The 22,758-nt window shown below is 66.5% G+C and carries 22 protein-coding genes; 12 read left to right on the forward strand and 10 right to left on the reverse strand.

The genetic code is table 11. The features are described 5' to 3' along the window. Positions 1-33: 33 nt before the first annotated feature. Together ggt and ACT53M_RS05250 are read right to left on the reverse strand one after the other, a co-directional pair. Positions 34-1,752 (reverse strand): gamma-glutamyltransferase, encoded by a 1,719-nt coding sequence (gene ggt / locus ACT53M_RS05245; protein WP_476231951.1) that lies wholly within the window; start codon positions 1,750-1,752, stop codon positions 34-36. Positions 1,753-1,798: 46 nt separating this feature from the next. Further along, positions 1,799-2,761: a quinone-dependent dihydroorotate dehydrogenase gene (locus ACT53M_RS05250; protein WP_476231952.1), complete on the reverse strand. Its 963-nt coding sequence runs from the start codon at positions 2,759-2,761 to the stop codon at positions 1,799-1,801. 249 nt (positions 2,762-3,010) lie between these two features. Here ACT53M_RS05250 and ACT53M_RS05255 point away from each other — a divergent pair, with 249 nt between their 5' ends. From ACT53M_RS05255 to ACT53M_RS05295, 9 genes are all read left to right on the forward strand, one after another. Next, entirely contained in the window at positions 3,011-3,940 is a 930-nt protein-coding gene (locus ACT53M_RS05255; RefSeq protein WP_476231954.1) for a helix-turn-helix domain-containing protein, read from the forward strand. A 44-nt stretch (positions 3,941-3,984) separates the two neighbouring features. Continuing rightward, a complete protein-coding gene (locus ACT53M_RS05260) occupies positions 3,985-4,494 on the forward strand; it encodes an SUF system Fe-S cluster assembly regulator (RefSeq protein WP_476231955.1) in 510 nt (169 codons plus the stop codon). Next, the gene (gene sufB / locus ACT53M_RS05265; RefSeq protein WP_476231956.1) at positions 4,494-5,957 is read left to right on the forward strand and encodes a Fe-S cluster assembly protein SufB; all 1,464 of its coding nucleotides are present in this window, start codon (positions 4,494-4,496) and stop codon (positions 5,955-5,957) included. Before ACT53M_RS05260 ends, sufB begins: the two co-directional genes overlap by 1 nt. A gap of 241 nt (positions 5,958-6,198) precedes the next feature. Continuing rightward, positions 6,199-6,621: a hypothetical protein gene (locus ACT53M_RS05270; protein WP_476231957.1), complete on the forward strand. Its 423-nt coding sequence runs from the start codon at positions 6,199-6,201 to the stop codon at positions 6,619-6,621. Between the two features lie 5 nt (positions 6,622-6,626). After that, entirely contained in the window at positions 6,627-7,370 is a 744-nt protein-coding gene (gene sufC / locus ACT53M_RS05275; protein WP_476231958.1) for a Fe-S cluster assembly ATPase SufC, read from the forward strand. Continuing rightward, positions 7,367-8,449: a SufB/SufD family protein gene (locus ACT53M_RS05280; RefSeq protein WP_476231959.1), complete on the forward strand. Its 1,083-nt coding sequence runs from the start codon at positions 7,367-7,369 to the stop codon at positions 8,447-8,449. The genes sufC and ACT53M_RS05280 overlap by 4 nt, the downstream gene beginning before the upstream one ends. 110 nt (positions 8,450-8,559) lie before the next feature. Next, positions 8,560-9,798 carry a cysteine desulfurase gene (locus ACT53M_RS05285; RefSeq protein ID WP_476232399.1) on the forward strand — a complete coding sequence of 413 codons (1,239 nt, stop codon included), beginning with the start codon at positions 8,560-8,562 and terminating at the stop codon, positions 9,796-9,798. Next, on the forward strand, positions 9,795-10,262 hold the full coding sequence (locus ACT53M_RS05290; protein WP_476231960.1) for an SUF system Fe-S cluster assembly protein: 468 nt from the start codon (positions 9,795-9,797) through the stop codon (positions 10,260-10,262). Before ACT53M_RS05285 ends, ACT53M_RS05290 begins: the two co-directional genes overlap by 4 nt. 141 nt (positions 10,263-10,403) lie before the next feature. After that, on the forward strand, positions 10,404-10,763 hold the full coding sequence (locus tag ACT53M_RS05295) for a HesB/IscA family protein (RefSeq protein ID WP_476226533.1): 360 nt from the start codon (positions 10,404-10,406) through the stop codon (positions 10,761-10,763). A gap of 6 nt (positions 10,764-10,769) precedes the next feature. On the opposite strand, the gene ACT53M_RS05300 is transcribed toward ACT53M_RS05295, so the two are convergent. Next, positions 10,770-13,643 carry a M16 family metallopeptidase gene (locus ACT53M_RS05300; protein WP_476231962.1) on the reverse strand — a complete coding sequence of 958 codons (2,874 nt, stop codon included), beginning with the start codon at positions 13,641-13,643 and terminating at the stop codon, positions 10,770-10,772. A 183-nt stretch (positions 13,644-13,826) separates the two neighbouring features. Here ACT53M_RS05300 and ACT53M_RS05305 point away from each other — a divergent pair, with 183 nt between their 5' ends. The 3 genes from ACT53M_RS05305 to ACT53M_RS05315 are packed head-to-tail and all read left to right on the forward strand — an operon-like array spanning position 13,827 to position 15,427. Continuing rightward, entirely contained in the window at positions 13,827-14,651 is an 825-nt protein-coding gene (locus tag ACT53M_RS05305; protein WP_476231963.1) for an aspartyl/asparaginyl beta-hydroxylase domain-containing protein, read from the forward strand. Between the two features lie 42 nt (positions 14,652-14,693). After that, complete coding sequence (locus tag ACT53M_RS05310) at positions 14,694-15,110, forward strand: VOC family protein (protein ID WP_476231965.1); 417 nt, start codon at positions 14,694-14,696, stop codon at positions 15,108-15,110. A 5-nt stretch (positions 15,111-15,115) separates the two neighbouring features. Further along, positions 15,116-15,427, forward strand: coding sequence for a polyhydroxyalkanoic acid system family protein (locus ACT53M_RS05315; protein WP_476231966.1), 312 nt, complete (start codon positions 15,116-15,118; stop codon positions 15,425-15,427). Here ACT53M_RS05315 and ACT53M_RS05320 read toward each other — a convergent pair whose 3' ends face one another. The 7 genes from ACT53M_RS05320 to ACT53M_RS05350 all read right to left on the reverse strand — a co-directional run bounded on the left by ACT53M_RS05320 (position 15,428) and on the right by ACT53M_RS05350 (position 22,562). Next, complete coding sequence (locus ACT53M_RS05320; protein WP_476231968.1) at positions 15,428-16,813, reverse strand: PQQ-dependent sugar dehydrogenase; 1,386 nt, start codon at positions 16,811-16,813, stop codon at positions 15,428-15,430. It lies immediately after the preceding gene. A gap of 208 nt (positions 16,814-17,021) precedes the next feature. Beyond that, positions 17,022-19,226 (reverse strand): catalase/peroxidase HPI, encoded by a 2,205-nt coding sequence (katG, locus tag ACT53M_RS05325; protein WP_476231969.1) that lies wholly within the window; start codon positions 19,224-19,226, stop codon positions 17,022-17,024. A 208-nt stretch (positions 19,227-19,434) separates the two neighbouring features. After that, positions 19,435-20,346 carry a hemolysin family protein gene (locus ACT53M_RS05330; protein WP_476231970.1) on the reverse strand — a complete coding sequence of 304 codons (912 nt, stop codon included), beginning with the start codon at positions 20,344-20,346 and terminating at the stop codon, positions 19,435-19,437. A gap of 8 nt (positions 20,347-20,354) precedes the next feature. Continuing rightward, the gene (ybeY, locus tag ACT53M_RS05335; protein WP_476231972.1) at positions 20,355-20,864 is read right to left on the reverse strand and encodes an rRNA maturation RNase YbeY; all 510 of its coding nucleotides are present in this window, start codon (positions 20,862-20,864) and stop codon (positions 20,355-20,357) included. Next, positions 20,864-21,259: a type II toxin-antitoxin system VapC family toxin gene (locus ACT53M_RS05340; RefSeq protein WP_476231973.1), complete on the reverse strand. Its 396-nt coding sequence runs from the start codon at positions 21,257-21,259 to the stop codon at positions 20,864-20,866. Before ACT53M_RS05340 ends, ybeY begins: the two co-directional genes overlap by 1 nt. Further along, positions 21,256-21,507 carry a type II toxin-antitoxin system VapB family antitoxin gene (locus ACT53M_RS05345; RefSeq protein ID WP_476231974.1) on the reverse strand — a complete coding sequence of 84 codons (252 nt, stop codon included), beginning with the start codon at positions 21,505-21,507 and terminating at the stop codon, positions 21,256-21,258. The genes ACT53M_RS05340 and ACT53M_RS05345 overlap by 4 nt, the downstream gene beginning before the upstream one ends. Before the next feature lie 50 nt (positions 21,508-21,557). Then, positions 21,558-22,562 (reverse strand): PhoH family protein, encoded by a 1,005-nt coding sequence (locus ACT53M_RS05350; protein ID WP_476231975.1) that lies wholly within the window; start codon positions 22,560-22,562, stop codon positions 21,558-21,560. Positions 22,563-22,758: the final 196 nt, after the last annotated feature.

The following is a 22,758-nucleotide window of genomic DNA, read 5'->3' on the forward strand; positions in this document are numbered from 1 at the left end:
TCGCGCGCGCAGGTTGCTCCCGCGCCGCGCCTGTTATTCCGATGGACGGCTCGGCTGTACGCCGACCCGATCAATTTTCGTCATGCGGCCCGTCACGTCCATCACAACGCCTTCAGACCGCGGATCGGCCGCACCGGTCCAGCGTCCGCCGACACGTTCGACGGCATTGGCCTTGAGGCCCATCGGCGCCGACTGGACGCGCTCGCCCAGCGCCTGCAGCGCCGGCAGCATGGCATCGAGCTGGGTGCCGCGCTCCGCGACCGCAGTGGGCCCCGGTGCATAGAGCAGGCCGAGGCCGATCGCGTCCTGCGCCGAAAGCTTCCAGTCGATCACGCCGATGATCGCCTTCGCAACCTGGGCAATGATCGTCGACCCACCGGCCGCGCCCACGGCCAGCCGCGCCTTGCCGTCGGGGCCGAACACGATGGTCGGCGCCATCGAACTGCGCGGCCGCTTGCCGCCCTCGACCCGGTTGGCGACGAGGTAGCCGTCCTTTTCGGGAACGATGTCGAAATCGGTGAGCTGGTTGTTGAGGATCATGCCGTCGATCGACAGGCCGGAACCGAATGGCCCTTCCACCGTCGTCGTCACTTCGACGACATTGCCGGCAGCGTCGACCACAGCCAGATCGGTGGTGCCAGCGACTTCCTGCACCTGCCCGCGCACCCGCGGCGGTGCGCCGGGCGGCGTGCCCGCAGTAACGCTCGCCATGGTCTTGCCGGCATCGATCAGCGCCGATCGGCCGGCGATATAGGCGGGATCGAGCAGCCCCTTCAGCGGCACCTTCACGAAATCCGGATCGCCCAGGTACAGGTCGCGATCGGCATAAGCGAGCCGCGAGCTTTCGGCGAACAGATGCCAGGCGACCGGCGAATCCTTGCCCAGCTTGCCCATGTCGAACCGTTCGAGCTGCGCCAGGATCATCAGCACGGTGATGCCGCCCGAGGAGGGCGGCCCCATCGAACAGATTTTATAGCCACGATAGCGGCCGCACAGCACCGGCCGCTCCTTCGCCTCATAGGCGGCGAGGTCGCCCGGCGTCATCTTCGACGGATTGCGCGCCGCACCGTTGACGGTGGCGACCAGTTTCTGCGCCTCGGGGCCGACATAGAAGCTGTCCGGCCCCCGCGTCGCGATACGTTCGAGCAGCGCAGCCTGATCGGGATTGCGCACCGTGGTGCCCTGCGCGAGCGGCTTGCCGTCGCTGCCATAGAAGACGGCGCGGAAGCCGGCGTCGGTATGCCCCGAGAACTGGGCAAGCGAATTGGCGAGCCGCGGGCTCACCACAAAACCGTCGCGCGCCAGCCGGATCGCCGGCTGGAAAAGCGTAGCCCAGGGCAGCTTGCCGGACTTGCGGTGGGCCAGCGCCACGGCCCGCAGCGCGCCCGGCACGCCGACACTGCGCCCGCCCGGAACGGCGGCAAAATGGCTGAGCGGCTTGCCGTCCGGTCCATAGAACCAGTACGGATCGGCCGCCGCCGGCGCCGTTTCACGCCCGTCGATGCTGGTCAGCGCGCGCGTCTTCGCATCATAGGCGACCAGGAAGCTGCCGCCCCCCACGCCGGAGCTTTGCGGCTCGACGACGTTCAGCGCCAACATCGTGGCAATCGCGGCGTCGGTGGCGCTGCCCCCCTTGCGCAGGATTTCGACGCCGGCAGCGGCTGCACGTGGATCGGCCGCACTCACCATGCCCTGCGCCAGTGCGGAACAAGGCAGGCACAGCAGCAGAAGCAGCACGAAAAGCTTTCTCATGCCGCGAGTCTAGCCGCGTTTACCGAAAGGGGCAAAGCCCCGGCGGTCAACCGAGCGCGCTTGCGATGCTGCGAACGAGGCCGGGACCGCGATAGACCAGCGCAGAATAGATCTGGACCATGGCAGCGCCCGCATCGATCCGGCGCCGCGCTTCGTCGGGACTGTCGATGCCGCCTGCCGAAATCAGCGGCAGCGCGCCACCGGTCGCCTCGCGCGCCTCCGCCAGCTTGGCGCGGGCCAGCGCCGCCAGCGGCGCGCCGGACAGGCCACCGGCCTCCTTCGCATGGACGGAGCGCAGCGGCGGGCGGGAAATGGTGGTGTTGGAGACGATCAGGGCATCGACATGGTTGTCGATCGCCGCCCGAACGGCGCCTTCCAGACCCGCGCGGTCGAGATCGGGCGCGATCTTCAGAAACAGCGGCGTGGCGCCCCGTGCGCCATGGCAGGCGGCAAGCAATTCATCGAGCGCGGGCCGCGACTGAAGATCGCGCAGGCCGGGCGTGTTCGGCGAACTGACATTGATGGTGATATAGTCGGCATAGGCGGCCGCCTTGGAGGCACCGAGCGCATAGTCGGCCACCCGGTCGGTCGAATCCTTGTTGGCACCGACATTGATGCCCAGCACGCCGGTCCGCCGCCGCAGTCGCGCGATGCGCGCCAGCGCGGCGTCGATGCCGCCATTGTTGAAGCCCATGCGGTTGATCACCGCTTCGTCCTCGGCCAGCCGGAACAGCCGCGGCCTGGGATTGCCCGGCTGCGGGCGCGGCGTCAGCGTGCCGACCTCTACCGCACCGAAGCCCAGCCCGAACAGGCCGGCAATCGCTTCGGCATCCTTGTCCAGCCCGGCAGCGAGGCCGACGCGGTTGGGGAAATGGAGCCCGGCAATCGTCACTCCGTCCGAGGGGACCGCCTTGGGCGCGAACGGCGTTCCTGCCGCACCCCATAGCGATGCGGCTCGAATCGCTGCCTTATGTGCCCGCTCGGCATCGAGCGTGCGCAGCGCGGACATCAAAAAATTCCCCATTCCGGGCCTAATGCCCGGCAATGCAAACGTGGTCAAAGCGTTAAATGTCGATTCCGTACAATACCCAAGCTCCCGATTCGGGTAGAGGGAACGTGCGACCCGAGGGGTTCCGCTTAACGGGGGGAACCCTTTCCTTTTGGCCCGACCGGTCGCCCGGTCGGGCCATTTTTTAATTTGCACTTGCGCTGCCGTCGTGCTCCATCCAGAGACAATTCTGGAGAATATGTTTTCAATATGCGCGGGTTAGCGGATTTCGATCCGGTCGTAGAGATACTGCCATCCGGCGCGGCAGGCCTGTCCCTGGAATTTTACAGGGCGGCCGGCGCGTTGCTGCCCTATGTTGACACCTTCTATCTCTATCAGAATCCCGCCGTCCTGACCGAAGGCGCAGCGCGCGTAGACTTGGGCCAGGTGCGCATTTTCCTGTCGGGCGACGCGGACATCACCTTTGCCCATGGGCGGACCGAAAAGGCGCCGCCGGTATCGGTAGTCGGGCCCACCATGGCCTATTCGACCTATCGCCTGCGCGGGCCGGCCCGCTGCTTCGGCCTGTCTCTGCGCGGAATCGGCTGGAAGAGTCTGGTGGGCCTGCCTGCCGACAAGGTTGCCGACCGGATTCTCGATGGCGAGATGCTGTTCGGTGCAGACGGATGCGCTGCGCTTGTGGCGGAATTGCAGGGGCTGACTCGCCTCGATGCGATGGTCGACGCGATCTATCCCTATCTGCGGGAGCGGCTGGATCAGGCAAGGCCCGTCCCGCGTTCGCACGTCATCTTCCTGCGCATCCTGCGCGAATGGGCCGCCTCGGTCGACCCGACGCTGGACGCGCTCTATACTGCCATGGCCGACGAAACCGGCATGGGCCAGCGCCAGGTGCAGCGGCTGTGCAAGGAATATTTCGCCGGGCCGCCGAACCATCTGCGCCGCAAGTTCCGCGCGATCGGAGCGGCGATGCGCATCCATCGCGGCGATTCGCTGGCCGAAGTGGTCGCCCCCTTTGCCGACCAGTCGCACCTGATCAACGAAATCAAGCACTTCACCGGGCACACGCCCGGCACGCTGCGCGACAGCATCGATCCGGTACTGGCGGCGACGCTGGAAACGGAAACCTTTCACATTCTGCCCGATGTGATCCCGGAGACAGTTGACCTGACGCACGGCTGAGCCCACATGCCCAATCAGATCAACTTTGTCCGATTGAGAAGTCGATGCGTCTTTCGAGCCTTGCCGATTATGCCGTCGTGATGCTGGCGGCCGCCGCGCGTCACTGTGGCGCGTCGTGCCGGCTCAACGCGACGCTGCTGGCGAACGAGACCGGCCTCCCGCTGCCCACCGTGCAGAAGCTGGTGAGCAAGCTTTCCGCCGCCGGCCTCATTGAAAGCGCACGCGGCACCGGCGGCGGCTTTCGCCTCGCCCGGCCGCCGGCGGCGATCAGCCTGGCGGACATTATCGAGGCGATTGAAGGGCCGATCGCGCTGACCATTTGCGTCGATTCGACCCGTCACGACTGCGCGGTAGAGGGCAATTGCCGGGTGAAGCCGCATTGGGGCGTGGTGAACAGCGCGGTGCGTTCGGCGCTTGCGGGCGTCAGCCTCGCCAGCCTCAGCACGCCGGCGCTTGCCGCAATGCCCGGCGCGGTGCATGGGCGCCCCCCTTCCGCTCCCGATCTTCCTTCCCCTTCTCCGGCGCTCGCCGGGGAAAGCCAGGTATCTTTCTGATGGCCACCAAGAATGCCGAGGCGCTCGCCGCCGCGAACAAGAAGTACGAATGGGGCTTCGCCTCGGACGTCGAACAGGAGTTCGCGCCCAAGGGGCTGAGCGAGGATACCGTCCGCTACATCTCCGCCAAGAAGAACGAGCCCGAATGGATGCTCGACTGGCGCCTGAAGGCCTTCCGGCTGTGGCAGACGCTGGAGGCGCCGGACTGGGCCAAGCTCGACGTCCCGCCGATCGACTATCAGGACGCGTATTATTACGCCGAGCCGAAGCAGAAGAAGACGATCGCGAGCCTCGACGAGCTCGATCCGGAAATCCGCCGGACCTATGAGAAGCTCGGCATCCCGATCGAGGAGCAGAAGGTGCTCGCCGGCGTCGAGGGATCGCGCAAGATCGCGGTGGACGCGGTGTTCGACTCGGTGTCGGTAGCGACTACCTTCCGCGCCGAGCTGAAGGCGGCGGGCGTCATCTTCCTGTCAATCAGCGAGGCGATCCGCGAATATCCCGAGCTGGTCCAGAAATGGCTGGGCAAGGTGGTGCCGCAGCGCGACAACTACTTCGCCACGCTCAACAGCGCGGTCTTCTCCGACGGCACCTTCGTCTATGTGCCGGAAGGCGTGCGCTGCCCGATGGAGCTTTCGACCTATTTCCGCATCAACGCGGAAAATACCGGCCAGTTCGAACGCACGCTGATCGTCGCCGACAAGGGCGCGTACGTCTCCTATCTCGAAGGCTGCACCGCGCCGATGCGCGACGAGAACCAGCTGCACGCGGCTGTCGTGGAGCTGGTCGCGCTTGACGATGCCGAGATCAAATATTCGACCGTCCAGAACTGGTATCCGGGCGACGAGAACGGCAAGGGCGGCATCTACAACTTCGTCACCAAGCGCGCGCTGTGCCAGGGCCGCAATTCGAAGGTGAGCTGGACCCAGGTCGAGACCGGCTCTGCGATCACCTGGAAGTACCCGAGCTGCGTGCTGGCGGGCGAGAACAGCGTCGGCGAATTCTATTCGGTGGCGGTGACCAACAACCGCCAGCAGGCAGATACCGGCACCAAGATGATCCATCTCGGCAAGGGCAGCCGCTCGACCATCGTGTCGAAGGGCATCTCGGCCGGGCACAGCGACAACACCTATCGCGGGCTGGTCCGGGTGGCGGCGAGCGCGGAGAATGTCCGCAATTTCACCCAGTGCGACTCGCTGCTGCTCGGCGACCAGTGCGGCGCACACACCGTGCCCTATATCGAAGTGAAGAACCCGAGCGCCCAGATCGAGCATGAGGCGACCACCAGCAAGATCAGCGATGACCAGCTTTTCTATGCGCTCCAGCGCGGGCTGGACCAGGAAGCCGCCGTCGCGCTGATCGTCAACGGCTTCGCCCGCGAAGTGCTGCAGCAGCTGCCGATGGAATTTGCGGTCGAGGCGCAGAAGCTGCTCGGCATCTCGCTTGAGGGGTCGGTGGGGTGATGGGTTTGGCCATGCCTCTCAGCCGTTGCGAAGACGTTGCAGCCAGCGCTCCCCTCCCGCCTGCGGGAGGGGTCTGGGGAGGGACTGACGTGTCGGTTCTTTCTCCAAGCGCCGCAGCCTCCTTCCACGCGCGCCCCTCCCGCAAGCAGGTGCGGAATGAATTCCGGGTCGCTCAGCCTGCGCTCATCCTGGCTGGTGTAGCGACGACGCCGGGCCGCGTTTCCGGCCCGCAGGAGCAGATATGATGTTGAACGCCCTTATCATCGCCGCCTTCGCCCTTCAGGGCGGTGTCGAGATCGACAATTCGGCGCAGGTCGGCGCAGTGACCAACCATGCCCGCTGCATCGTCCGCGCGATCGGCGTTGCGCCGGCGGATGCCGGTGCGCGCACCGCCAAGGTCGATGCGGCCATCAAACAGTGCCGCGACTTTCTGGACTCCGATTTCCAGTCCGGCCGGCTGTTGCTGAACGACCGGCCCTATCAGCCGAGCGCATGGCGGAAGCTGGTGCCGGTGCTCGACGCAGTGCAGGCCGACATCAAGGCCAGCGTCACTGCGCCCAAGCAGTACAAGATCATGTGGAAGCTGCCCGACGGCTCGGTCGTCGATGCCTATGAAGTGAGCGCGCAGCCCAAGACCCTCCATCTCCTTACCGTGGCGATCTGACATCCATGCTGAACATCCAGAACCTGCACGCCGAAGTTGACGGCAAGGAAATCCTGAAAGGCCTGAGCCTTTCCGTGAACGCGGGCGAAGTGCACGCGATCATGGGGCCGAACGGTGCCGGCAAGTCGACCTTGGGCTATGTGCTCGGTGGCCGCAGCGGCTATGAAGCCACCGCCGGCAGCGTGACCTTCGACGGGCAGGATCTGCTGGAACTCGAACCGCACGAGCGCGCCGCGGCGGGGCTGTTCCTCGGCTTTCAGTATCCGGTCGAAATTCCCGGCGTGTCGAACGTCCAGTTCCTGCGCGAGGCGGCCAATGCCCAGCGCCGCAACCGCGGCGAGGCACAGCTTTCGGGCGCCGAGTTCCTGAAGCTGGCGCGCGCCCAGGCGGCAGCACTCGGCATGGACGCAGAGATGCTCAAGCGGCCGGTGAATGTGGGCTTTTCGGGCGGCGAAAAGAAGCGCAACGAGATGGTGCAGATGGGGATTTTGAACCCCAAGCTTGCCATTCTCGACGAAACCGACAGCGGCCTCGACATCGACGCGTTGAAAGCGGTGGGCGAAGGCATCAACCGCATCATGCGCGCGCCCGACAAGGCGGTGCTGCTGATCACCCATTACCAGCGCCTGCTGGATTATGTGCAGCCGGACTTCGTCCATGTGCTGGCTGGCGGTCGCATCGTCCGTTCCGGCGGCCCGGAACTCGCGCTCGAGCTGGAGCGCGAGGGATACGGAGCGCTCGCGGCGTGACCGTGCTCGACCTTCCCTCGACCCGGCAGGAGGCGTGGCGCTGGTCCGACATGGACACGCTGCGTGCTGCTGCCCAGAGCCAGCAGGCGGCGCCGGGTGTCGATCCTGCCGACCTGTTCCTCGACATGGACGGCCCGCGCCTGTGCTTCGTCGACGGCGTGTTCGAGCCCGCACACAGCCGGCCCGGCCCGGTGGAAGTCACGCGTCATATTCCGGCGACCGACCATCCGCTCGGCAGCCTCGCGATCGGCGAGGGCTGGACGCTGCATCTCGGGCCTGAACATGCCTCCACCTGCATCCAGATCGTCCATATCGGTACCGGCGGCGAGAACCATGTGCCTGCGCGCATCCTGCTGGCCGACGATGCCGTGGCGTCGGTGGTGGAAACCTATGCCGGCACCGGCTGGGCCAACCGGCTGACCGCCATCGCGCTTGGCAAGGGCGCGCGGCTGATGCGTTCGGTGCGGCTGGTGCAGACAGGCGGCTTCGTCTCGATCCGCGACGAGGCGGAAATAGGCGAGGCGGCGAGCCTGGTATCGATCTTCCTCGGTGCGGGCGGTATGGGCAGCCGCATCGACGGCGCGCTGACGCTGACCGGCAAGGGCGCCTTTGCCGAAATGGGCGGGGCGCTGCTTACCAGCGGCATGCAGCGGCAGGAGGCCGCCGTCGCGGTGCGGCACGAGCAGGTCGAAGGCACGTCGCGCCAGCTCTGGCGTGCGGTCGCGGCCGACCAGTCGGTGGCGAGCCTCGCCGCCCGGGTGGAAGTCGCGCGCGGCGCACAGCAGACCGATGGCGAACAGTCGCTGCGCGGCCTGCTGCTCCAACGCAGCGCGACGGTGAATTTGAAGCCCGAACTCGAAATCTTCGCCGACGATGTGAAGTGCGCGCATGGCGCCACCGTCGGCGAACTCGATCGCAACGCGCTCTTCTACCTGCGGAGCCGGGGTATCGAGGAAGCACAGGCCAAGGCGCTGCTGACCCATGCGTTCGTGGCGGATGCGCTCGCGCGGATCGGCGAGGAGCCGGTGCGGGAAGCATTTGCCGCCGATGCGGCGAAGTGGCTGGAGGCGGCGCTGTGAGCGGCACCGACCAGATCCTCCCCGGCACGGGGAGGGGGACCGCCTCGCACAGCGAGGTGGTGGAGGGGGACCTCCACGAGTCCATCGCCCGGTCGAGCCCCCCCTCCACCATCGGCTTCGCCGATGGTCCCGCTCCCCGTGCCGGGGAGGATGGGACGGCCCCCCTCGACGTCCTCGCAGACTTCCCCGCCATCCCTGCAGGCTGGGCCTATCTCGACACCGCCGCCACGTCGCAAAAGCCTCGCCCAGTGCTCGACGCCATCGCGCGCGGCTATGGCAAAACCTACGCGACTGTGCATCGCGGGGTGTACCAGCGCTCGGCCGACATGACGCTGGCGTTCGAGGCGGCGCGCGCCCGTGTCGCCCGGTTCATCGGCGGACGTGCCGAAGAAGTGGTGTTCGTCCGCGGCGCGACCGAGGGGATCAACCTGGTCGCGCAATGCTATGCGGCCACCCGGTTCGAGGCCGGCGACCGCATCCTGCTCTCCGCGCTCGAGCATCATTCCAACATCGTGCCGTGGCAGATGGCGGCCGAAAAAATCGGCGCACACATCGACGTGGTGCCGCTGACGGCGGACCACCGCATCGACCTCGACGCGATGGCGGCGATGCTCACCGATCGCCACAAGCTGGTCGCGCTCGCCCATGTCTCCAACGTGCTTGGCTCGGTCCTCGACGTCCGCCGCGCGACCGAACTGGCGCATGCTGTCGGCGCCCGCATCCTGGTCGACGGTTGCCAGGCGGTTGCCAGGCTGCCGGTGAACGTCGCCGAGCTGGGCTGCGACTTTTATGTCTTTTCCGGCCACAAGCTCTACGGCCCGACCGGTATCGGCGTGCTGTGGGGCCGGTACGACCTTCTCGACGCGATGCCCCCCTATCAGGGCGGCGGGTCGATGATCGACCGTGTTACCTTCGCCAGGACGACCTATGCGCCCCCGCCCGGCCGCTTCGAGGCAGGCACCCCGCACATCGTCGGCGTGGTCGGGCTGCATGCGGCCATTGATTACGTGGACAGCATCGGGCTGGACCGCATCCACGCGCACGAAACAGCGCTCGTCACCGAGACGCGCGCCGCGCTCGGGGGGATCAACAGCGTGCGGCTGTTCGGCCCGGCCGACAGCGCCGGCATCGTCAGCTTCGCGGTGGAAGGCGTCCACCCGCACGACGTCGCGACGATCCTCGACGAGGGCAATGTCGCGATCCGCGCCGGGCACCACTGCGCCCAGCCGCTGATGGATCTGCTGGACGTGCCCGCCACCGCGCGGGCGAGCTTCGGCGTGTATAACGGGCCGGCCGATGTCGCCGCGCTGGTCAAGGGTATCGAACGGGTGACGAGGATCTTCGGATGAACGAAGAACGCAGGATCGTGGTGGAAGAGGTGGAAGCGGTCGAGGCACCGCCCAAGGCGCGCGTCGAGGACGCAGCCGCGCCCGCTGCCGAGCGGAAGCGCGACTATCTTTCCGGTTTCCTCGCGCAAAAGCCCGAGGTCCAGCCGGCCGGCGAGCCCGGCGGCCCGCTGTACGAAGCGGTGATCGATGCGCTCAAGGAAATCTACGATCCGGAAATCCCGGTGAACCTGTACGATCTGGGGCTGATCTACGGCGTCGACATCACCGCCAACGGCCATGCCGCGATCACCATGACGCTGACCACGCCGCACTGTCCGGTGGCAGAATCGATGCCGGGCGAAGTCGAGCTGCGGGTGAGCGCGGTGCCGGGGATCAGCACGGTCGATGTGAATCTGGTGTGGGATCCGCCCTGGGATCCGCAGAAGATGAGCGATGAGGCGAAGCTGGAACTGGGGATGCTGTAAAGCCCCTCCCGCTTGCGGGAGGGGTTTGGGGAGGGGCTGACGACAGCACCGACCAACCCCATCTAAGATCAGCCCCTCCCCCGACCCCTCCCGCAAGCGGGAGGGGGAGCCCAGACCGGGAGGGCGAGGCAGGAAGAAGCGATGACCACCACGACCACCCCCCGCCAGCGCCCCGCCGCGCTGCACCTTACCCCCGCCGCCGAGGCGCGCATTGCCGCGTTGATGGCGAAGGCGCCCGAAGGCACGGTGGGCGTGAAGCTTTCCACCCCGCGCCGGGGCTGTTCTGGCCTCGCCTATTCGGTCGATTACGTCACCGAAGCCAAACCGCTCGACGAGAAGATCGAAACGCCCGGCGGCACCTTCTTCGTCGATGGTGCTTCGGTGCTCTACCTGATCGGCTCGACGATGGACTGGGTGGAGGACGATTTCACCGCCGGCTTCGTGTTCACCAATCCCAATGCCAAGGGCACCTGCGGCTGCGGCGAAAGCTTCATGGTGTAACGGGGCTTATTTCGCCCCGTCCGCCTTTTCCGGCAGCACCACCATCGACCAGTCCTTTTCCGGCTGCAGATATTTTGCCGCCAGCGCCTGCAGTTCCTCGGGCGTCACGCTGCCATAGTCGCGACCCAGATCGCGCATCGCGGCAATGCGGGCACGATCCTGGCTGCCGCCTTCCACCAACCCCATCCAGAAGCGGTTGCCGCTCGACTGGCGCAGCAGCATCTGTTTCAGCGGCGTGAGCGAGCGATTGAGCTCGTCGGCGTCGATCGGCTTGGCGACCAGATCGGCCGCGATGCTGCGTGCCAGCTGGAAGAAGAAGCCGGTCTTGTCCGGCGGCACCATCCCCAGTGCCATGAGCTTGCCCCCGCCGGGCATGCCCACCGGCCAGTCGCTCATCACATTGGGCGAATAGCTGACCCCCGCCTGGCTGCGCAGCTGATCGATCAGCCGGTCGCGGAACACCGCCGCCAGCACATCCAGCTTGCGCCCTTCGGCAATGCCGGCGCTGCCGCCGCCGGTCGGCCAGGCGATCACCGCCGCTGCCTGATCGGGCGCGCCGGTATGGGTGCGCATCACCGGCTTGTCGGCATGCGCCGGGAAGCGCGCGGGCGCGGCGTTCAGTATGACGGGAGCGCGCGCCTTCAGCGCACCGAAGCTTTCGGCTACCGCCTTCACGGTCGCGTCGGCCTTCATGTCGCCGAACACTTCGACTTCGATCGGCCCGGTCTTGAGTATCGGCTCCCAGAAGGCCCGGAATGCGGCCGGCGTCAGCGCCGCCACTTCCTCGCGGCTGGGCAGGCCCCAGCGCGGATCGCCGTTGTGGAGCAGTGCGTCGAGATCGCGCCCCAGCACCGCATCGGGCGACGCGGAAAGCCCGGCATAGGCCGCCAGCGTCGCCGCCTTGGCGCGCAGCACCGGCTGGGGATCCCAGCCCGGCGCCGCCAGCTTGGTGGCGAACAGGCGCAGCTGATCGGCCAGGTCTTCCTTGTTAGTCTGCGCCTGGAAGGTGAAGGCATCGTCGCCAATGTCGAAGCCGAGCCCGATCTGACGGCTGCCGGTCAGCGCATCGAGCTCTTCCTGCCCGAACTTGCCGATACCGCTCGCCATCAGCGCAGTGCCGCCGGCCCAAGCCGGGGTGCGGTGGTCGGTCGGCATCGCGCGCAGGCCGCCGCCGAAGCGAACATTCACCCAGACCTTGCCGACTTCGGAGGAATCCTCGCGCATCAGCAGGCGCACGCCATTGGCGAACACGACTTCGTCCATTTCGAGATCGGGGTCGATCCGGGTGCGGCTGGCCACCTTTCCGGGTGCACCCAGCTTCGGCAACTGGTCGAAGCGGACGTTGAGCGCCCGGCGCTTGGTGACGGCAGCCTTCACATCGGCCTGCAGCGCCGCCGCGACCTTCGACGTCACATCGGGATCGGGCACATGGGTGTTGACCAGCGCGCGTACCGCCACGCCCTCGAACACTTTCTTGGCCGATGCCTGCACGGCGGCGGGCGTGAACATCTTCTGCGCCACCGCGCCCTTGAAAATGGCATAGGACGCCTCGGGCGTCGTCACCGTCTCGTTGATGTCGACGGCCTGGACCAGATCGTCGGCGATCGAGGCGGCGGCCTCCACAGGCGCGGTCGAGATGCGATTGCGCATTACGGCATCGATCTCGGCCAGCTCGCGGTCGATTTCGGCCTGGGTGGGCGGTTCAGCAGCCGCAGCGGCCACCATCGCCCGCACGTCGCGCAATGCCGCCTGCCAATCGTCGGTTGCCGGCAGCACCGACAAGGTCGTCACATTAGCGGAGCGCGCGATGTCGTCCAAGTCGGCGCCGGCGGCGATGAACGAGGCGCCTGCCCGCGCCTTTGATTCCAGCCGCCGGTTGAGCACGCGGATCGCGACCAGATCGACCATCCGCTTCTGGTTGAAGATCACCGTGTCGGCATAGACGGTCCAGGGCCGCACGATCGCCATCAGCGCCATCGGCTGCACCGCCGGCTCGACGATGCTGGCGGCAACAGGGTGGTTGGGCGTGGGCTTGCCGAAATCGGGCGTCTGCGGCGCGGGGCCGACGCCCTTCCAGTCGGAGAAATAGCGCTGGATCAGCGCCTCCAGCATCGCCGGATCGACATCGCCGATCGCGATGACGGTCGCGCGTTCGGGGCGATACCAGCGATCGTGAAAGGCCTGCACCGTTGCCGGCGTGGCGGCATTGAGCGTCGCCACCGTCCCGATGGGTTCGCGATCGGCAAGCGGCTGGCCGGCAAAGATCAGGTCATAGAGCGCGTCCTGCATCCGCTTTTGCGGCGCGGGCTGTTCGCGCCCTTCGGCCAGCACCACCGGGCGCTCGGCATTCAGCGACTGCGCGTTGATCAGCGGGCCGGACATCATGCCCGCCAGGATCTTGAAGCTTTCGTCGAGCCCGGCCGGCGTCGCATTGGGCAGATCGAGCTTGTAGGTCGTGCTGATGAAGGTGGTGCTGGCGTTGCTGTCGGACCCGAAGGTCACGCCCAGGCGCTGCCACACTCGTTTCGATTCGCCGTCGGGCACGTGCACCGATCCGCGGAACGTCAGGTGCTCGAGCAGATGGGCGAAGCCGCGCTCCGAATCCTGTTCCATCAGCGAGCCCGCATCGATGCGCACGCGGATCGACACCTGCCCCGGGGGCACGCCATTTTTGCGCACGGCATAGCGCAGCCCGTTCGACAGCCGCCCGAACTTCCACTTGTCGTCATGGACAAGGTCGCTGCCCTTGTAGAGCCACGGATCGTCGGCGGTCTGGACGACCCCGGGCTGGGTCTGGGCCTGTGCCGGCGCGGGCAGCGTCGGGACGAGCAGCGCGAGGAAGAGCGGAGCGAAGCGCGGCGCGCGCAGGAAAGACAGCATGAAGCCCTTTCTAGAGGGGAGTTGCGCTGCTTGCCACCGCGAACCTTTCTGCCGGCTGTACGCCATAACTTACCGCGGCAGCGCCATGTTTTGGACCCAAGTGGGGGAATAAACCGGGCGCGGGGGAATGTTGCGTCGCAGCACCGCAAGCGTCGCAGCAGGAAGTTTCTGAGGTGATTCGGCGTGCAGTCCAGGTCGAGACGGGGCGAGACAGGCAAAGATGGCGCAGCGGCACTGGCCGCGCGACCTGCGCCTGCGCTGGCCGTGATTGCTGCCGCCCCCGCCCCGGACGCGAGCACACAACCTGCCCGCGGCGAATCGCACACCGTCCGGCTAGCGCGACTGCTGGCGGGGTTCTTCGACCGGCCGATTGCCGCGGCATCGCGCGTCTCCACCGCACCGGTACTCGACGTGCGCGATTTCGCCTGGACTGCAACGCTACGCGACCAATGGCGCGCTATCCGCGAAGAGGCGATCGCCGTCGCGCTGCAAAGCCGCCCGGGCACTTCGCCCGATCCTCGCGCCATCGCACCTGACAGCCGCTGGCGCAGCTTCTTCCTGTGGGGCTATGGCCACCGTATCGACGCACATTGCGCGCGCTGCCCCGAAACCAGCCGGCTGGTGGAACAGATTCCGGGCCTCAACAGCGCCTGTTTCGCGGTGCTGGCGCCGGGCACGCATGTGCCGGTGCATCGCGGCGTCACCAAAGGGCTGATTACCTGCCATCTGGGGCTGATCGTGCCGCGCGACGGCGATGTGCGGATGCGCATCGATCGCCGGACAGTGCGCTGGGCAGAGGGGGAAACGCTGCTGTTCGACGACAGCTATCCGCATGAATTGTGGAATGACAGCAGCCATCATCGCGTCGTGCTGGTCGTCCAGTTCCGCCGGCCGCTGCGGGCGCCGGGGCGATGGCTGGCCGATGGTCTGCTCCGCCTGTTGCGGCGCTCTGCACGAATCCTCGCCCGCACGCGCAGCGTCCGGCGGTGGAAGTCGATCGAGGACTGAGCCGCGTTGCCCGGGAACGCCGGCTTGGCTAAGCCTTTGACCATGCTTCGCCCCTTTCACCTCGCCTTTCCGGTCCATGACCTTGCGGCGGCGCGTGCCTTTTATGGCGACGTGCTCGGCTGCCCGGAGGGGCGCTCGTCCGATCAGTGGATTGACTTCGACCTGTTCGGCCATCAGATCGTCGCGCATCTCGATCCCGCCGCAAAGCCGGTCGTGGTGGAGAATGCCGTCGACGGACACGATGTGCCGGTGCCGCATTTCGGGGTGGTGCTGACCATGACCGACTGGCAGGCGCTGGCCGACCGAGTGGCCGCCGCCGGAATCGCGTTCGGCATCGCACCGCATATCCGCTTCCAGGGTCAGGTTGGCGAACAGGCGACGATGTTCTTCCGCGATCCCAGCGGCAATGCACTGGAGTTCAAGGCCTTCGCCGACGACTCCATGTTGTTCGCGAAATGAGCGGCATGCCGGTTGCAGTGGACATTCCTCACCAGCTCGGCCGTGCCGGGGCGCGCGCGCGGATCGAGAGCAAGATCGGCCAGCTGGCGGAGAAGATCCCCGGCGGCGGCGCAGTCGAGCATCACTGGGAAGGCGACAGCCTGCACCTCGTCGTCATCGCGATGGGGCAGACCGTTACCGGGCGGATCGATGTCGCCGAGGCGCATGTCCATGTCGAAGTCGCGCTGCCCGGCATGCTGGGGCTGTTCGCAGGTATGCTGCGCAGCAGGCTGGAACAGGACGGGCCCAGGCTGCTCGCCCAGGCCCCGGACCGCTAGTTAGCGCTTGGCGCTGACCCGCCAGATCACATTGCCGACATCGTCCGCCACCAGCAGCGCCCCGCCGGTCCCGGTGATGACGCCGACCGGGCGCCCTTGCGCATTGCCCTTGGCGTCGAGGAAGCCGGTCAGCACGTCGACCGGCTTGGCATCACGCTTCGGAAAGCCGTTGTCGCCGAACGGCACGAACACGACCTTGTAGCCCGAAAGCGGCTGGCGGTTCCACGACCCATGCTCGCCGATAAAGGCACCCTTGGCATAGGCCGGGCCAAGACGGGCACCATCGGCAAAGGTCAGCCCCAGCGGCGCCGTATGCGCCCCGAGTGCGAAATCGGGCCGGCGGACATATTCGCGCAGGTCCGGCCGGCCGGGTTCGACGCGCTTGTCCTCATAGCCGCCCCAATATTGCCAGGGCCAGCCAAAGAAGGCGCCGAGGTCGACGCGGCTGAGATAGTCGGGCGGCATATCGGAGCCGAGCATGTCGCGTTCGTTGACGACGGCCCACAATGCGCCGGTGCCCGGCTCGAACGCCATGCCGTTGGCGTTGCGAATACCCCAGGCGAAGACGCGGCTGCGCTTGGTATCCGGGTTCACTTCCAGAATGACAGCACGGTTGCCGGTCTGCTGCGCCGCAGCCGCCATCTGCCCGGGCGTTTCCGCGCTGTAGATCGGGCCTTCGGCTTGCAGCCCGTCTTCGGCAATATTCGAAGAAGAACCGATGCTGACATACAGCGTCTTGCCATCATTCCCGACTACCACGTTCCGCGCCCAGTGATTGCCGCCACCGGGCAGCGACAGGATCTTTTCGGGCTTGGCAGCGATCTTGGTCTCGCCTTCCTTGTACGGATAGCGGACCAGCGCGTCGGTATTGGCGACATAGAGCCAGCCGCCCGCCAGCGCCATGCCATAGGGCGAGTTGAGTCCAGTGAGGAAGGTGCTGCGCACATCCGCCACCCCGTCCCCGTCGCTGTCGCGCAACAGGGTGATACGGTTGGCCGAAGGGACGCCGGCGCCGGCCTTGTCCATCAGCATGCCCATCACCCAGCCGGTGATCCCACCCACCTGGCGGGGCGGCGAATTGGTTTCGGCCACGAGGACGTCGCCGTTGGGAAGCTGATAGAGCCAGCGCGGATGATCGAGCTTGTCGGCGAAGGCGGCAACCTGGAGCCCGGCTGCGGCCTGGGGTTTGGCACCATTCTGCCAGCCCACTGCCTTGGCGACGCCGATGGTCGGCACGCTCTGATAGCGGGCATCGCTCAGCTGCGGGTCGCGGCCGGTTACCGCGTTCTCCGCCAGTTGGGCCACATCGGGCCGGCTGAGATAATAGAAAGTGGCGGCGCCGGCGACGACCAGAATGCCGAGGGCGATCAGAATACGCTTGAGCATGGCCCCACCGATAGGGCGAGGGCGACGCGAAGCCAATGCGGATTATGGGGCAGCGAAGGAGAAGGTGTCACCCTCACCCTCCCATCGCTCACGCGATGGGCCCCTCCCTCTCCCAAAGGTAGAGGTGTAAAGATCCCTCTCCCTTTGGGAGAGGGAAGGGGCCCGCCGCCGAAGGCGGGGGGAAGGGTGAGGGTGACAGCCTGAGGGCTTACCCCACCAGATCGGCGTGCATCACCTTGCTCCACGCCTTGCCGAACGCCGCGACGAACGCCGCTTCGGCATCGTCGGTGGCATAGGCTTCGGCCAGCGCGCGCAGTTGCGAATTGGCGCCGAAGATCAGGTCGACGCGGGTGCCGGTCCATTTGGCCTCGCCGGTTGCACGGTCCTTCGCGACGAAGCTGCCGTCCCCTTGCGCTTCCCACTTGGCGGTGAAGCTGGTGGCCAGCAGGTTGCGGAAGAAGTCGTTGGTCAACACGCCCGGGCGATCGGTGAACACGCCGTGCTTGCTGTCGCCATGATTGGCGCCCAGCACACGCAGCCCGCCCACCAGCACGGTCATTTCCGGCGCAGTCAGCGTCAGCAGCGCCGCGCGGTCGACCAGCAGTTCCTCGGCCGAATAGCTGCTCGCCCGGCCCGCATAGTTGCGGAACCCGTCGATCACCGGTTCCAGCGGCGCGAAGCTGTGCGCGTCGGTCTGATCGGCGCTGGCGTCGGTCCGGCCGGGCGTGAAGGGCAGCGCCAGGCTATGGCCCGCCTGCTTCGCCGCAGCCTCCACCGCCCCGTCGCCCGCGAGCACGATCAGGTCGGCGAGCGACACGTTCTTGCCGCCGGTCTGCGCCGCGTTGAACTTCGCCTGGATGCCTTCCAGCACGGACAGCGCCTTGGCCAGCTCGGCGGGCTCGTTCACCGCCCAGTCCTTTTGCGGCGCGAGCCGGATGCGCGCGCCATTGGCGCCGCCGCGCCGATCGGTGCCGCGATAGGTGCTCGCCGAGGCCCAGGCGGTCTTCACCAGCCGGGCGATCGACAGACCCGAGGCGAGGACTTCCGCCTTCAGCGCGGCAACATCCGCCGCGTCGATCAGCGGGTGATCGACCGCCGGCACCGGATCCTGCCACAATCGCGGCTCGGCGGGCACTTCCGGCCCCTTCAACCGGGCATGCGGCCCCATGTCGCGGTGGGTCAGCTTGTACCAGGCCTCGGCAAAGGCATGGGCGAACTGATCGGGGTTCTCGTAGAAGCGCCGCGAGATCGGGCCGTAGATCGGGTCGAAGCGGAGCGACAGGTCGGTCGTCAGCATCGTCGGGCGATGCTTTTTCGACGGATCATGCGCGTCGGGGATCACCTCCGGCGCATCCTTGGCAACCCATTGGTGCGCGCCGGCCGGGCTCTTGGTGAGCTCGTACTCATATTCGAACAGGTTCTTGAAGAAGCCATTGCCCCACTGGGTCGGCGTTTCGGTCCAGGTAACTTCCAGCCCGCTGGTGATCGTATCGCCGGCATTGCCCTTGCCATAGCTGTTCGCCCAGCCGAGCGCCTGCATTTCGATATCCGCGCCTTCAGGCTCCGGCCCGACATATTGGCTCGGATCGGCAGCACCATGGGCCTTGCCGAAGGTGTGGCCGCCGGCGATAAGCGCAACCGTCTCTTCGTCATTCATCGCCATGCGCGCGAAGGTCTCGCGGATGTCGTGCGCCGCGAGCAGCGGATCGGGGTTGCCATCCGGACCTTCCGGATTGACGTAGATGAGGCCCATCTGCACCGCCGCCAGCGGGTTGGCGAGGTCGCGCTCGCCCGAATAGCGGCCGCCCGGCTTTTCGCTGGTCTGCAGCCATTCGCGTTCCGGACCCCAGTTCACGTCGCGCTCCGGCTCCCACACATCGGCGCGGCCGCCGCCGAAACCGGCGGTCTTGAACCCCATCGATTCGAGCGCGCAATTGCCCGCCAGGATCAGCAGATCGGCCCAGGACAGGGCGCGGCCATATTTCTGCTTGATCGGCCACAGCAGCATCCGCGCCTTGTCGAGATTGGCATTGTCCGGCCAGGAGTTGAGCGGGGCGAAACGCTGCGTGCCCGAGCCCGCGCCGCCGCGGCCGTCGCCGATGCGGTAGGTGCCGGCGCTGTGCCACGCCATGCGGATGAACAGCGGCCCGTAATGACCGAAGTCTGCCGGCCACCAGGCCTGCGAATCAGTCATCAGCGCGAAGATGTCCGCCTTTACCGCCGCCAGATTGAGCGTCTGGAATGCCGCGACATAATCAAAGTCCGCCCCCATCGGATCGCCGGCGGGCGGGTTCGGGTGGAGGACGCTCAGGTCGAGCTGGTTCGGCCACCAGGTCCTGTTGGTCATTTCGAACAGGACGGCGTTACCGTCCATCTTGCCACCATGCATCGGGCATTTCGATTCGGCGTTCATGCGAGCATCTCCAGCGAGCGATGAGTTCTGCCGCGACCATGCCAGCCCCACGCCAATCGGATAAATCGATTAGTTTTCCCACAGTGATCGATAGGGCAAGCAATTCGCTACGCCAGAGGGTGACGTGGCCGCGGATGCGGCGCCACCTGTCCCGTCAAACCATGCGAAAAATCGAACCTATATCAGGCACGCCCCGGCGCGCATGGCCTCACGCCGCATCCTCGGCCGGGACATGCGGCGGATGGAGCCGCAGCCGGTTGACCTTGCGCGCGTCGGCGTCGATCACTTCGAGCTTCCAGCCGCTGTCATGCTCCAGGCATTCGCCTATTTCGGGCACATGGCCGGCGAGCACGAAGGCCAGGCCGCCGATCGTGTCGACATCCTCCTCGACCTCGCCCAGGCGGGGATCGACCGTCTCGGCGACATCCTCCAGCTCGGCGCGGGCATCGGCTTCCCAGCCGCCGCCATCGATCGGCACGATCAGCGCCGCGGGCGCCTCGTCATGCTCGTCTTCGATCTCGCCGACGATTTCCTCGATCAGATCCTCGATCGTGATCAGCCCCTCGGTGCCCGAATATTCGTCGAGCACTACCGCAAGATGCGTCCGCTTCACCCGCATCTGCGCGAGCAGGTCGAGCGCGCCCATCGATTGCGGCACGTATAGCGGCTGGCGAATGAGCGCGGCGATCGTCGGCGGATGCGGCACGCCCTTTGCCAGTATCTCGAACACGTCCTTGATATGGACCATGCCGATGATCGTATCGAGTTCCTCGCGATACACGGGCAAGCGGCTATGCCCCGCCTCGGCAAAGAGCTGGACCAGGTCGGCGAAGCTGGTCTGTTCCTCTACCGCGATAATGTCGGCGCGGGGTACGCCGACATCGCCGGCATCGCGCTCGCCGAAATGCAGCAGATTCTTGAGCATCTGCCGCTCGATCGGCGCCAGATCGCCCGCCGGCCCGCGGCGGCCATCGCTCTCATGCTCTTCAATGGCTTCTTCCAGGCGCTCGCGCAGCGTTTCTTCCTGCTCCTCGCCGAACAGGAGTGCGCGCAAGCTGCGCCATATGCCGCCATTTTCGTGTCGGGGTTCAGGCGAGCCGGTACTGGGGCCCTCGGGCATGTTAGTCGTCAATCCTCGCGTACGGGATAGGGGTCGTGCAGGTTCAGGGCAGCCATCGCGGCCTGCTCCATCGCCTCCATCGCTTCTGCCTCGGCATCCCCCATATGGTCATATCCTAGCAGATGCAGCATGCCATGGACAATCAGATGCGTGGCATGCGCCTCGACGGAAATGCCCCTTTCGGCAGCTTCGGCGGTACAGACGCCATGCGCCAGCACGATATCGCCCAGCAATACTTCGCCATCATCGCTGTTCTGCGTCACCGCATCGAGCAGATCGGGCTGGATCATCGGGAAGGACAGCACGTTGGTCGGCTTGTCCTTGTCGCGATACTGGCGGTTGAGGCTGTGGACTTCGTCGTCGCTGGTGAAGCGCACCGCGACTTCGATCGTCGTCGGCCAGTCGCGCCATTCGGCATAAGGCGTCTCGGCAATCGCCGCCTCGGCCGCGCGCACGGCAAGCGCTTCCCAATCGCCCTCGGGCCAGGGGGATTCGGGCAGGGCGGCAACATCAAGCATCAGGCGAGGTCCGTCTTGGAGAAATCATCGCCCTTGTAGAGCAGGCGCGCGTCGTGCGCTTTGGCGCAGGCATAGGCGAAGCAGTCGCCCATGTTGAGTCCGGCCGGATGCCGGCCCTTGCCGAACTGCTGATAGGCGTCGAGCGCCAGTTCCAGCTCACGTTCACCGATCGGCACCAGCGTCAGCCCAAGCTGTTCTGCGTAGAGCCCCGCTTCCTGGCGGGCTTGTTTGACATCCATCTGGCGCGAACGAGACAGCGCGGCAACGGTTTCCCAGCATGCCATGGCCGACCACAGCCCCGGGCCGTGTTCAACGACCTCAATCACGAACTGGTCGCGTTCAGGTTCTTCGGCGATGACCGCAACCATCGCCGATGCATCGACGAACAGCGTCAAACCTCGCCCCACAATTCGTCGAAAAACGCCTTGTCCGCCTTCAGTCCGGTGGGCGGCGGCAGCGGGTTGGCGCGGCGATGCGCGTCCAGCGTACGGAGCACATCCTGCGCCCGACGCTTGGCCTCAAGTTCGGCCTTACGGCGCAACAGGCTGTCGCGCACCGCCTCGGTCTTGGTCGTGCCAAGCGCGGCTGCCACTTCGGCCGCAAGCGCCGCAGTGTCCGGATCCTTGATGTAGAGCGATGCCACGCCGCGCCTCCGTTGGGATATCCCGAATGTAGGATGGGATATCCCATCGTTCAACCTTGCCCCTCATAAGCGGCGACGATTCGCCCGACGATCGGGTGGCGCACCACGTCGCCCACGCCGAAGCGCACCATCGAGATGCCCTCGACGCCCTCCAACCGGTTGACCGCGTCGTTCAGCCCCGATGCGGCCGGCCCGCCGGGAAGGTCGGTCTGGTTCGGGTCGCCGCAGATCACCATCCGGCTGCCCTGGCCGAAGCGGGTAAGGAACATCTTCATCTGCATCGGCGTGGTGTTCTGCGCCTCGTCCAGGATCACGAATGCCTCGGCCAGCGTCCGCCCGCGCATGAAGGCGATCGGCGCGATTTCGATCTCGCCCGAGGCGATCCGCCGCTCGACCTGTTCGGCGGGCAGGCAGTCATACAGCGCGTCGTAAATCGGGCGGAGATAGGGATCGACCTTCTCCTTCATGTCGCCGGGCAGGAACCCCAGCCGCTCGCCCGCCTCCACCGCGGGACGCGACAGGATCAGCCGCTGGACGCTGCCCGAAATGAGTTGCGCCACCGCCTGCGCCACCGCAAGATAGGTCTTGCCGGTACCCGCGGGGCCCAGCGCGAAGATCAGGTCGTTCGACGCCAGCTCGCGCATATAATGCGTCTGCGTCACCGAACGCGGCACGATCGTCTTCTTGCGGGTACGGATCATGATCGACGGCGGCGCGGCGTTGCCGGTCGGCTCCGCCCGGACAATGCCGGTGAACATGGGCTCGCTCGACATGGCGATGACCGCGTCGATCAACCCGCCATCGACATCCTCGCCTCGAATCACGCGGCTGTGCAGTTCCTGCAGCACTTCGCGGGCATGGGCGACGGCTTCGGCCGTCCCCTCGATCACAACCCGCTGGCCGCGCGCATGGATGTACACGCCCAGCCGCTCCTCGAGCATCAGCAGGTTTGCGTCGAACTCACCGAATAGCTGCGGCAGGAGCTGGGGCTTGTCGAAATTCACCTCGACCCGGGAACGTTCGCCGGACTGGGCGGGGACAGGCTTGCGGCTCATGCGGTCCTTTCGATGCTGGGGGCGGTTGCGCGAATCATGCGCCCCTGGCGGGGCAAACCTTGGCATGGTGCGGAGGTTCCTTGGCGCATGGTGAAACGGAAGATGGCAGACGAAGGCGGCGCTGCACAGGCAAAAAGAAGCAGCGCCGTGCCGGATAGGCGGCAGGTGTGACGGGTTGGCGACATTTGCCTCGCCA

This window comes from Sphingomonas sp. DMC6, from assembly GCF_056314225.1.

What these genes read in the sequence shown, in the direction of transcription:
- ACT53M_RS05290 (WP_476231960.1), top strand. Translation starts at nt 9,795, where the DNA reads ATGAACGAAGAACGCAGGATCGTGGTGGAAGAGGTGGAAGCGGTCGAG.
- ACT53M_RS05260 (WP_476231955.1), top strand. Translation starts at nt 3,985, where the DNA reads ATGCGTCTTTCGAGCCTTGCCGATTATGCCGTCGTGATGCTGGCGGCC.
- ACT53M_RS05330 (WP_476231970.1), bottom strand. Translation starts at nt 20,346, where the DNA reads ATGCCCGAGGGCCCCAGTACCGGCTCGCCTGAACCCCGACACGAAAAT.
- sufB (WP_476231956.1), top strand. Translation starts at nt 4,494, where the DNA reads ATGGCCACCAAGAATGCCGAGGCGCTCGCCGCCGCGAACAAGAAGTAC.
- ACT53M_RS05310 (WP_476231965.1), top strand. Translation starts at nt 14,694, where the DNA reads ATGCTTCGCCCCTTTCACCTCGCCTTTCCGGTCCATGACCTTGCGGCG.
- ACT53M_RS05250 (WP_476231952.1), bottom strand. Translation starts at nt 2,761, where the DNA reads ATGTCCGCGCTGCGCACGCTCGATGCCGAGCGGGCACATAAGGCAGCG.
- ACT53M_RS05320 (WP_476231968.1), bottom strand. Translation starts at nt 16,813, where the DNA reads ATGCTCAAGCGTATTCTGATCGCCCTCGGCATTCTGGTCGTCGCCGGC.
- ggt (WP_476231951.1), bottom strand. Translation starts at nt 1,752, where the DNA reads ATGAGAAAGCTTTTCGTGCTGCTTCTGCTGCTGTGCCTGCCTTGTTCC.
- ACT53M_RS05270 (WP_476231957.1), top strand. Translation starts at nt 6,199, where the DNA reads ATGATGTTGAACGCCCTTATCATCGCCGCCTTCGCCCTTCAGGGCGGT.
- sufC (WP_476231958.1), top strand. Translation starts at nt 6,627, where the DNA reads ATGCTGAACATCCAGAACCTGCACGCCGAAGTTGACGGCAAGGAAATC.
- ACT53M_RS05295 (WP_476226533.1), top strand. Translation starts at nt 10,404, where the DNA reads ATGACCACCACGACCACCCCCCGCCAGCGCCCCGCCGCGCTGCACCTT.
- ACT53M_RS05350 (WP_476231975.1), bottom strand. Translation starts at nt 22,562, where the DNA reads ATGAGCCGCAAGCCTGTCCCCGCCCAGTCCGGCGAACGTTCCCGGGTC.
- katG (WP_476231969.1), bottom strand. Translation starts at nt 19,226, where the DNA reads ATGAACGCCGAATCGAAATGCCCGATGCATGGTGGCAAGATGGACGGT.
- ACT53M_RS05255 (WP_476231954.1), top strand. Translation starts at nt 3,011, where the DNA reads ATGCGCGGGTTAGCGGATTTCGATCCGGTCGTAGAGATACTGCCATCC.
- ybeY (WP_476231972.1), bottom strand. Translation starts at nt 20,864, where the DNA reads ATGCTTGATGTTGCCGCCCTGCCCGAATCCCCCTGGCCCGAGGGCGAT.
- ACT53M_RS05315 (WP_476231966.1), top strand. Translation starts at nt 15,116, where the DNA reads ATGCCGGTTGCAGTGGACATTCCTCACCAGCTCGGCCGTGCCGGGGCG.
- ACT53M_RS05300 (WP_476231962.1), bottom strand. Translation starts at nt 13,643, where the DNA reads ATGCTGTCTTTCCTGCGCGCGCCGCGCTTCGCTCCGCTCTTCCTCGCG.